Here is a 9,748-nt window from a genome sequence, read left to right on the forward strand (position 1 = left end):
GGTCCGCGCGAAGATGAGCACATGGCCGATGTGCTCGCCCGATTCTCCGCGCCCACCGCGGATTGGTTCCGCGGTGCGTTCTCGAAGCCGACGTCGGCGCAGGCCGGCGCGTGGGAGGCCGTCTCGGCGGGCAAGCACGCCCTCGTGGTGGCGCCGACCGGCTCCGGCAAGACGCTGTCCGCCTTCCTCTGGGCGATCGACCGGATCTTCCGCGACAAGGTCGCCGCGGGCCCCGCCGACGACCTTCCGGTCAAGCGGCGACGCACGGATGCCGCCCCCGCTGACACCCGCGTCCTCTACGTCTCCCCCCTGAAGGCGCTCGGCGTCGACGTCGAGCGCAACCTGCGCTCGCCCCTCGTCGGCATCGGCCAGTCCGCGCGGCGGCTCGGGCAGCCCGTGCCCGACGTGACGGTGGGCGTCCGCTCGGGTGACACCTCGTCGGCCGACCGGCGCGCGCTCGTCGCGCGCCCGCCCGACATCCTCATCACCACGCCCGAGTCGCTCTACCTGATGCTGACCTCGCAGGCGTCCGAGACGCTGCGCGGCGTGCACACCGTGATCGTCGACGAGGTCCATGCCGTCGCGGCGACCAAGCGCGGCGCGCACCTCGCCGTCAGCCTCGAACGCCTCGACGCGCTGCTCGAGAAGCCCGCGCAGCGCATCGGGCTCTCGGCGACGGTGCGCCCCATCGACGAGGTCGCCCGCTTCCTCGGCGGGGCCGCGCCGGTCGAGATCGTCGCGCCCCGCGCATCGAAGGCCTTCGACCTGAACGTCGTGGTCCCGATCCCCGACATGCTGCACCCGCCGGCCCCGCCCGGCGCCGACGAGGCCGCCCCGGCGGCGCGCACCGACGACGGCGAGGGCGACGACGGCGAGGGGGACGACGGCGCCTGGTATCAGGGACCGCAGGCGAGCGAGGTCACCGGATCGGTGTGGCCGCACGTCGAAGAGGCGATCGTCGACCGCATCCTGAAGCATCGCTCGACCATCGTCTTCTCGAACTCGCGCCGGCTCGCCGAACGGCTGACGGGTCGTCTCAACGAGATCTACACCGAACGCCTCGGCGGCAACCTGCCCGATGCCGCTGCCCCGCCCGCCGCAATGATGGCGCAGGCGGGCGCCACGGCCGGGGCCGAGCCCGTGCTCGCGAAAGCCCACCACGGTTCGGTGTCGAAGGAGCAGCGCGCGCAGGTCGAGGACGAGCTGAAGTCCGGAGCCCTGCGCTGCGTCGTCGCGACCTCGAGCCTCGAGCTCGGCATCGACATGGGGGCGGTCGATCTCGTCATCCAGGTCGAGGCCCCGCCGTCGGCGGCATCCGGTCTGCAGCGCGTCGGCCGCGCCGGGCATCAGGTCGGCGAGGTCAGTCGGGCGGCGCTGTTCCCCAAGCATCGCGGCGACGTCCTCCACACCGCGGTCGTCACCGAGCGCATGCTCGCGGGCAAGATCGAGGCCATCGCGGTGCCGCAGAACCCGCTCGACATCCTGGCGCAGCAGACGATCGCCGCCTGCGCGACCGGGACGATCGAGGTCGAGGGCTGGTTCGAGACCATCCGGCGCAGCGCCCCGTTCCGCACGCTGCCGCGCTCGGCGTACGAGGCGACGCTCGACCTGCTGGCGGGGCGCTTCCCGTCCGACGAGTTCGCCGAGCTGCGTCCGCGACTCGTGTGGGATCGCGATCAGGGGACGCTCACGGGGCGCCCCGGGGCGCAGCGCATCGCGGTCACGAGCGGCGGCACGATCCCCGACCGCGGGCTGTTCGGCGTCTTCGTCGCCGGTGAGAGTCGCAACGCACGCGTCGGCGAGCTCGACGAAGAGATGGTCTACGAGTCGCGGGTCAACGACGTGTTCACGCTCGGCACCACGAGCTGGCGCATCGTCGAGATCACCCACGACCGGGTCAACGTGGTGCCGGCGTTCGGACAGCCGGGCAAGCTGCCGTTCTGGCACGGCGACGGACTCGGACGTCCCGCCGAGCTCGGTGAGGCGCTCGGCAAGTTCAGCCGCGAGGTGTCGGCGGCTGCGCCCGAGAAGGCGGCCGAGCGCTTGCGCGAGTCGGGGCTCGACGACTACGCCATCGAGAACCTCCTCGCCCACCTCGCCGAGCAGCGCGAGGCCACGGGCAGCCTGCCGACCGACCGCACCCTGACCGTCGAGCGCTCGCGCGACGAGGTCGGCGACTGGCGCGTCATCCTGCACTCCCCGTACGGCATGCACGTCCACGCACCGTGGGCACTGGCCGTCAACGCCCGCATCCGCGAGCGCCTCGGCGTCGAGGGCGCGGCGGTGGCGAGCGACGACGGCATCATCGCGCGCGTCCCGGATGCCGCTGCCGAGCCGCCCGGCGCCGAGCTGTTCGTCTTCGACGCCGACGAGCTCGAGCACATCGTGACCGACGAGGTGGGCGGGTCGGCCCTGTTCGCCTCGCGCTTCCGCGAGTGCGCCGCCCGGGCGCTGCTGCTGCCGCGGCTCAACCCGAACAAGCGCGCTCCGCTGTGGCAGCAGCGGCAGCGGTCGGCCCAGCTGCTCGAGGTCGCACGGCGGCATCCGTCGTTCCCGATCATCCTCGAGACGCTGCGCGAGGTGCTGCAGGACGTCTACGACCTGCCGGCGCTGCTGCGCATCTCGCGGAGCATCGCCGACCGCCGCATCCGTCTCGTCGAGACCACCACGTCGCAGCCCTCGCCGTATGCCCGTGACCTGCTGTTCGGCTACGTCGGCGCGTTCATGTACGAGGGCGACTCACCCCTCGCCGAGCGCCGGGCCGCGGCGCTGTCGGTCGACCCGGCGCTGCTGTCGGAACTGCTCGGCAAGGTCGAGATGCGCGAGCTGCTCGACCCGGAGGTCATCGCGCAGTTCGAGCGCGAGGCCCAGCGCCTCGCCCCCGACCGGCGGGCGCGCGGGGTCGAGGGGGTGGCCGATCTGCTGCGTCTGCTCGGGCCGCTCGACGCCGCCGAGGTCGCCGCCCGCCTCGACGACCCCACCGCCACCGCCACCGCCACCGCCACCGCCACCGCCACCGACACCGACACCGCCACCGGCACCGGCCCAGCGGAGGATCGGCACGCCGCATCCGCTCCGCCGGACGGCGGATCTCCTCCCGCGCACCGGGTCGCCGAGGCCGCCGACCTGCTGCAGCAGCTCGTGACGGCACGACGCGCCATCCCGGTCACGATCGCCGGCGCGCAGCGGACCGCCGCGATCGAGGATGCCGGCCGCCTGCGCGATGCGCTGGGGGCGGCGTTGCCGGTGGGTATCCCGACCGCGTTCCTCGAGCCCGTCGTCGACCCGCTCGCCGACCTCGTGGCCCGGCACGCCCGCACCCACGGCCCGTTCCGCACCGCCGATGTCGCGACGCGTCTCGGCATCGGCACCGCGGTCGCACGGCAGACGCTGCAGCGGCTCGAGTCGCAGGGGCGGATCGCGAGCGGCTACTTCCTGCCCGAGGCATCCGGAGCCGACGCCGACGACCTCGAGTGGTGCGACTCCGAGGTGCTGCGGCGGCTGCGGATGCGGTCGCTCGCGGCGATCCGCGGCAGCGTCGAGCCGGTCTCGCCCGAGGCGTTCGCCCGGTTCCTCCCGGTCTGGCAGCACGTCACGCGTCCCCTCGAGGGCGTCGACGGCGTGGCCGCGGTCATCGAGCAGCTCGCCGGTGTACCGATCCCCGCGAGCGCGTGGGAGTCGCTGGTGCTGCCCTCGCGGGTGCGCGACTACTCCCCCGGCATGCTCGACGAGCTGACGGCGACGGGCGAGGTCGTGTGGTCGGGGCACGGCACCCTGCCCGGCCGCGACGGATGGATCGCGCTGCATCCGGCCGACATGGCCCCGCTGACCCTCGCGTTGGCGGACGCCGACACCGAGGCCGACGAGTCGTCGACCGCGGGCGAGCTCGACGTGCGGATCCTCGAGGCGCTGGCCGTCGGCGGCGGCTGGTTCGCCGGACAGCTGGTCGCGGCGGTCGGGGCGCCGAACGAGCAGAGCGTGCTCGACGCCCTGTGGCGCCTGGCGTGGGCCGGCCGGCTGACGAACGACACGTTCACGCCGGTGCGTTCGCTGCTGTCGGGCGGGTCGCAGGCCCACCGCAGCGCGCGTCGGACGCCGCGCTCGCGCCTGTACCGCGGCACTCCGCTCGCGCGCCCGACGGCCCCCGCCGCACCGCGCCCGACGACGCTCGGCGGACGCTGGTCGCTGCTCCCCGCCGTCGAACCCGATCCCTCGCTGCGGGTCACCGCCTCGGCCGGCCTGCTGCTCGATCGCTACGGCGTCGTCACCCGCGGCAGCGTGCAGTCCGAGGGAGTGCCCGGCGGGTTCGCACAGGTCTACCGGGTGCTCGCGGGCTTCGAAGAGGCGGGCCACTGCCGCCGCGGCTACGTCATCGAGACGCTCGGTGCCGCGCAGTTCGCGGCATCCGTCACCGTCGACCGCCTGCGTGAGTTCGCCGCGCTGGCCGATCCCCCGCCCCGCCGCGCCGTCACGCTCGCCGCGACCGACCCCGCCAACCCCTACGGCGCGGCGCTCGGCTGGCCCGCGCTCGAGGGCGTGTCGCATCGCCCCGGGCGCAAGGCGGGCGGCGTCGTCGTGCTCGTCGACGGCGCCCTGACCCTCTACCTCGAACGGGGCGGGCGCTCGGCACTGGCGTTCCACGACGATGACGAGGTCCTCACGGCCGCGGCCGCCGACCTCGTCCGCACCGCGCAGGCACGCCGACTCGACACCCTGACGGTGGAACAGGTCAACGGTGAGTTCGTCTACGGCACGGCCACCGGCCGGGCGCTCCGCGCCGCGGGGTTCGTCGAATCCTCGCGGGGCCTCACGCTGCGGCGGGCGACCGCGGGAAGCCGGAGCGCCGCGAATGCCTGAGGGCGACACCGTCTTCCGCGCCGCGCGCCTGATCGGCGACGCGCTCGTCGGGCACGCGGTCACCCGGTTCGACATCCGGGTGCCCGGGAGTGCCACCGCCGACCTGCGCGGCGAGCGCGTGCACTCGTCGATCGCGCGGGGCAAGCACCTGCTGCTGCGGGTCGGCGAGCACACGCTGCACTCCCACCTGAAGATGGAGGGTCGCTGGCACGTCTACCGCCCCGGTCAGCGTTGGCGGGCGCCGGCGTTCCAGGCTCGGGCGATCGTGGGAACGGCCCCGGCGGATGCCGTCGGGTTCGAGCTCGCCATGGTCGAGGTGCTGCCCACCGCCGACGAGGACCGCCTTGTGGGCCACCTCGGTCCCGATCTGCTCGGCCCGGACTGGGACCTCGCCGAGGCGTCGCGCCGGGTTGCCGCCGACAGCCGAGCGGCGCACGTCGCGCTGCTCGACCAGCGCAACGTCGCGGGCCTCGGCAACGTGTACGCGAACGAGCTGCTGTTCGTCCGCGGCATCCTGCCGACGACGCCCGCGACCGAGATCGACGCGACGGCGGTGCTCGAGACCGGATACCGGATGATCCACGCCAACCGCGACCGCTCCGCCCGCACCTTCACCGGCATCGACCGGCCGGGCCAGCGCATGTGGGTGTACCGGCGCGAGGGCAAGCCGTGCCGGCGATGCGGCACGCTCATCGAGACCGACGAGATCGGCGCGCTGCCCACGAGCGAGCGCCTGATCTTCTGGTGCCCGCGCTGCCAGAGCTGACGTCGCACGGAAGACAGCCGGCGCCGCGCGGGCCGGCGATCATCGCCCGATGTAGCGCCCCGGGCGGTGGTTGAGCACGAGCACGACGCTCAGCACGACCGCTCCCGCGGCGCTGAGCAGCACCGCCGGCCACGGCAGCACGAGCAGGGCCGCCAGAATGATGATGATGTCGAAGATCATCTGGGTCCACCCGGCGCTGAAACCCGTGCGCTCCTGCAGCACGAGGGCGATGATGTTCACCCCGCCGAGGCTCGCGCGATGGCGGAACAGGATCAGCAGGCCCACGCCGGCGAGCAGGTTCCCGCCGAGCGTTCCGTAGATCGGTTCGATCCTCGCGAACAGCATGAGGTGCTGGTGCACGAAGGTGAACGCCGACACGAGACCGATCGACGCGAATGTCCGGATCGTGAACGACAGGCCCTTCTTCCACAGCGCGAGAATCGCGAACGGCGCGTTCACGACGGCGAACAGCACGGGGAACGACCACCCCGTCGCATAGCCGACGAGCAGCGCCAGCCCGGCCGTGCCGCCGGTCACCGAGCCCGACGACTGCAGCAGGTGCAAGCCCAGCGACGCCACGAACGTGCCGGTGAGGATGCCGACCAGGTCTTCGGCACGCGTATGCCGGGTGAGGGCCGCTTCGAAGACGAGCGACGGTCCGGTCGAGGGTGCGCGAGAAGGCTCCACGAGCCCATCCTCGCAAACGACGGGCGAGGACGGCGACGGCCGGCATGTTATCGCCCGGCCGTCACCTCGCACACCCCGTCGACCTGGTCGCGTCGGCACCGCACGCTTGTACCAGCAAACCGCTCGGCCCCGCGCTCCGAATGATTCGTGGGAATGAAAACGCGGGTCGCGGGGTTGTTTCCAGTACTCAGTACCGGACCCGGAACTGTCGGAGGGGATCGTGGGCAAGAACTACATCGACATCGAGAACGACCGTGGCGAGACGCTTCGCTACCGCAAGCACGCGAACGGTCGAGGCTTGATCGCGAACGGGGCCAAGGTGCACCCGACCGCTCTCATCGAGGCGGGCGCCTACGTCGAACCCGGGGTTCAGGTCGCAGCCGGCGCGCACATCGGGCGCGGCGTGTGGATCGAGCGCGAGGCCGTCATCGGCCCGAACGCCGAGATCGCACCGCACGCGCACGTAGGCTGCGGCGCCGCGATCGGGCCGCGCGCGAAGATCGGCATCCGCGCGTTCATCGGGGCGCACGCGCACGTCGCGGGCGGATCGCTCATCGGCGACGACGAGAACATCGCCGACGGCGAGCACGTCGCCACCGACCAGCGGGGTCTGCGGCTGGCGGCCTGAGCCGTCGCCCGCGGGCCGATACCCTCGGAGGATGGCTACGGGCGGACCACGTCGGCGCCCCGCACGCAGCGGGCGTCGCCCCGACGTGCCCGCGAAGGGCGCGAAGGCTCCGCGCCGCGACGACCGCTCGGGCGCCGCGCGCAGCGATCGAGCGGCACGCCCGCGCGCCGACGAGCGACCGGACGACCGGATGCCACCGGGACCGTTCCGTCTCGGCGCGGTGCCGGGTGCGACGCCCGGCAAGTGGATCGACATCTGGAAGCAGCGGATGCCGCACAACCCGCTCGAGCTCATCCCCCTCGAGGTCGTCGACCAACGCGCCGCGCTGCGCGAGGGGCTCGTCGACGCCGCGATCGTTCGGCTGCCGATCGAGCGCGACGATCTGAGCGTCATCCCGCTCTACGACGAGACGCCCGTCGCGGTGTGCTCGGTCGAGTCGGCTCTCACCGCCGCCGACGAGCTCACCCTCGCCGACCTGGCCGGTGAGCTCGTCATCGTCCCGCGCGACGATGTGCTCGGTGCGGTCGTGCCGGATGCCGTCACCCCGGCGTTCGCTCCGCTCGCGACCACCGCCGACGCGATCGCGACCGCCGCCACGGGCACCGGCGTCGTGCTCATGCCGATGTCGCTCGCACGCCTGCACCACCGGAAGGACGTCGACTTCCGCCCCGTCATCGACGGCCCGCTGTCGAGCGTCGCTCTGGCGTGGCCCACCGACGCGACGACGCCACTGGTCGAGACCTTCATCGGGATCGTGCGCGGACGCACCGCCAACTCCTCGCGCTGAGCGCCCCGCGGGTCAGCGACCGTGCAGCTCGCGGCCGCCGTCGGCGACCACGCCAGCCACCGGCGTCCGGCGCAGCAGCGCCGCAGCGTCCACCGGATCGGTCGCGTCGACGGCATCCGGGTCAGCCTCGAGGACGACGACGAGGGGTGCGGCCATCCGCAGGCGGGTTTGCGTCGCGCGCGCCCGCTCCTGCAAGCCCGGGACGTCGGCGGGGCGGCGGATGCGCCAGCCGTACCCGGCCGCGGCACGATCGAGGCGGTCCAGGATGTCGCCCAGCTCGGCGACGTCGGTCACGATGAGGCGATCGGTCATGGGCCCATTCTCCGTGCCCTTGCGCTCGGCGCGGCGACATCGGGCGTCACGGCGGCGTCGCCCTCACCGCACCGCCGTAGAATTCTCGAATGGCCCCGCTCGTGTACGTCTGCGTGCGCCCGCAGCAGGTGGCCGCCGAGGCCGAGTACGCGTCGTTCCGGACCGCGATGGGGCTCACCACCTCGCAGCTCGAGCGCATCGACCTCACGCGCGATCCGCTTCCCGCCGACGCCCTCACCCGGTGGCGCGGTTTCGTCGTCGGCGGCAGCCCCTACAACGCCACCGACTCCGCCGAGACGAAGGCTGAGGCCCAGCTGCGCCTCGAGGCCGATCTGGCGCGGATCGCCGATGCCGCGGCATCCGGTGAGACCGCTGCCCTGTTCACCTGTTACGGCATCGGCGTCGCGACGGCGCACCTCGGCGGCGAGATCTCTCGCGACTATCCCGAGGAGACGGGGCCGACCGAGGTCGCGCTGACCGACGACGGCCGCGCCGATCCGCTCTTCGGAATGCTGCCGCCGACGTTCGCCGCGCTCACCGCGCACAAGGAGGGCACCAGCACGCTGCCCGCCGGCGCCGTGCTGCTCGCGACGAACGCGAACTGCCCGGTGCAGGCCTACCGTGTGGGCACCCGTCTGTATGCGACGCAGTTCCACCCCGAGCCGACGCCCCGCGACTTCACCGAGCGCATGACCGTCTACCGCAACGACGGGTACTTCGACGCCGCCGACTACGACCGCGTCGCCGCGCGGGTGCTCAGCACTCCGGTCACCGAGCCGGCGCGCCTGCTCGCCGCCTTCGCCGCCGCGTACTGAGCGCCCCGCACCGAGCGGTCAGGCGGTGCGGGTGCGGTGCAGGATGCCGCGGTGCTCGCGGCCGTTCGCGCGCCAGGCCGACACGATCGCGGCGGCGACCACGATGACGATGACCACGACAGCGGCCACGGCGACCGGCGTCGACTGCGGCTCGTCGGTCGTGCGGGCGATCGCGACCCAGGCGAGGCCCCATGACATCGCGATGATGGGCGAGGGGCGCCCGCGCGAGAACGCTGCGATGCCGACGCCGACCGCGGCGACCAGGGCCAGCACGACGACGCCCCAGATGTCGGCCTGCGCGCCCCACGACTCGGGCACGGTGCGGCTCAGCCACGCCGTGACGTTGGCGACGGTCGCGAGCGACACCCAACCGAGGTGGAGCCCGACGGTCGCGTCCATGAGCAGCCGATCGCCGATCGACCGCGGGCGCGAGCGCACGAGCAGGCGGAACGTCCAGCCGAGCGCCGCGAGCAGCGCGACGATCGCGATGACGGTCACGAGCAGCGTCGTGAACTGCGCGGCCAGCAGCCACCCGCCGTTGAGGACGGCGGTCAGCGCGATCCACCACCCGGCCATGCGCTGCCGGTCGCGCGCACGCTGCGAGGGCAGCGCCTGCCAGATCGCGTAGCCGATCATGAACAGGTAGATCACCGACCAGATGCTGAACGCCTGGCTCCCCGGAGCGAGCACGGTCGAATCGGCGTCGAGCGCGCCGCCCTGCACCTCGCGGACGTTGGTCCCGCCCAGAAGGCCGGTACCGACCATCGCCGCGATGATCATGAAGACGACCGCCGAGATGACCGTGATCTGCCGGGCGAGGTCGCTGCCCCGTCCCGGCGTCCGTGCTGCGTGGTGTGCTGTGGTGCTCATCACTTCACGCTAGGGCGGTCACCCCG

At 73.2% G+C, this 9,748-nt stretch carries 8 protein-coding genes; 5 read left to right on the forward strand and 3 right to left on the reverse strand.

The genetic code is table 11. The annotated features are described in order from the left end of the window. Window positions 1-21 precede the first annotated feature (21 nt). Both PUW82_RS00475 and PUW82_RS00480 read left to right on the forward strand, forming a co-directional pair. Window positions 22-4,857: an Lhr family ATP-dependent helicase gene (locus PUW82_RS00475; protein ID WP_274220421.1), complete on the forward strand. Its 4,836-nt coding sequence runs from the start codon at window positions 22-24 to the stop codon at window positions 4,855-4,857. Next, window positions 4,850-5,623 carry a DNA-formamidopyrimidine glycosylase family protein gene (locus PUW82_RS00480; protein ID WP_274220422.1) on the forward strand — a complete coding sequence of 258 codons (774 nt, stop codon included), beginning with the start codon at window positions 4,850-4,852 and terminating at the stop codon, window positions 5,621-5,623. The genes PUW82_RS00475 and PUW82_RS00480 overlap by 8 nt, the downstream gene beginning before the upstream one ends. 39 nt (window positions 5,624-5,662) lie before the next feature. Here PUW82_RS00480 and PUW82_RS00485 read toward each other — a convergent pair whose 3' ends face one another. Next, window positions 5,663-6,310, reverse strand: a complete 648-nt coding sequence (locus PUW82_RS00485) for a YitT family protein (protein WP_274220423.1) — start codon at window positions 6,308-6,310, stop codon at window positions 5,663-5,665. A gap of 220 nt (window positions 6,311-6,530) precedes the next feature. Here PUW82_RS00485 and PUW82_RS00490 point away from each other — a divergent pair, with 220 nt between their 5' ends. Then, window positions 6,531-6,938, forward strand: a complete 408-nt coding sequence (locus tag PUW82_RS00490) for a transferase (protein ID WP_274220424.1) — start codon at window positions 6,531-6,533, stop codon at window positions 6,936-6,938. A 31-nt stretch (window positions 6,939-6,969) separates the two neighbouring features. Then, the gene (locus PUW82_RS00495) at window positions 6,970-7,725 is read left to right on the forward strand and encodes a LysR substrate-binding domain-containing protein (RefSeq protein ID WP_274220425.1); all 756 of its coding nucleotides are present in this window, start codon (window positions 6,970-6,972) and stop codon (window positions 7,723-7,725) included. 12 nt (window positions 7,726-7,737) lie between these two features. On the opposite strand, the gene PUW82_RS00500 is transcribed toward PUW82_RS00495, so the two are convergent. Then, entirely contained in the window at window positions 7,738-8,037 is a 300-nt protein-coding gene (locus tag PUW82_RS00500; RefSeq protein WP_274220426.1) for a hypothetical protein, read from the reverse strand. Between the two features lie 89 nt (window positions 8,038-8,126). Between PUW82_RS00500 and PUW82_RS00505 the strand changes: the two genes are divergently transcribed. Next, window positions 8,127-8,852, forward strand: coding sequence for a glutamine amidotransferase (locus PUW82_RS00505; RefSeq protein ID WP_274220427.1), 726 nt, complete (start codon window positions 8,127-8,129; stop codon window positions 8,850-8,852). A gap of 18 nt (window positions 8,853-8,870) precedes the next feature. Here PUW82_RS00505 and PUW82_RS00510 read toward each other — a convergent pair whose 3' ends face one another. After that, a complete protein-coding gene (locus PUW82_RS00510) occupies window positions 8,871-9,722 on the reverse strand; it encodes a TspO/MBR family protein (RefSeq protein ID WP_274220428.1) in 852 nt (283 codons plus the stop codon). Window positions 9,723-9,748 lie beyond the last annotated feature (26 nt).

It is taken from the genome of Microbacterium thalli (assembly GCF_028737325.1).
Taxonomy (GTDB): Bacteria; Actinomycetota; Actinomycetes; order Actinomycetales; family Microbacteriaceae; genus Microbacterium; species Microbacterium thalli.

Excerpts from the sequence above, each read along its gene's own strand:
- PUW82_RS00475 (WP_274220421.1), top strand. The coding sequence starts at position 22 with ATGGCCGATGTGCTCGCCCGATTCTCCGCGCCCACCGCGGATTGGTTC.
- PUW82_RS00480 (WP_274220422.1), top strand. The coding sequence starts at position 4,850 with ATGCCTGAGGGCGACACCGTCTTCCGCGCCGCGCGCCTGATCGGCGAC.
- PUW82_RS00495 (WP_274220425.1), top strand. The coding sequence starts at position 6,970 with ATGGCTACGGGCGGACCACGTCGGCGCCCCGCACGCAGCGGGCGTCGC.
- PUW82_RS00500 (WP_274220426.1), bottom strand. The coding sequence starts at position 8,037 with ATGACCGATCGCCTCATCGTGACCGACGTCGCCGAGCTGGGCGACATC.
- PUW82_RS00505 (WP_274220427.1), top strand. The coding sequence starts at position 8,127 with ATGGCCCCGCTCGTGTACGTCTGCGTGCGCCCGCAGCAGGTGGCCGCC.
- PUW82_RS00510 (WP_274220428.1), bottom strand. The coding sequence starts at position 9,722 with ATGAGCACCACAGCACACCACGCAGCACGGACGCCGGGACGGGGCAGC.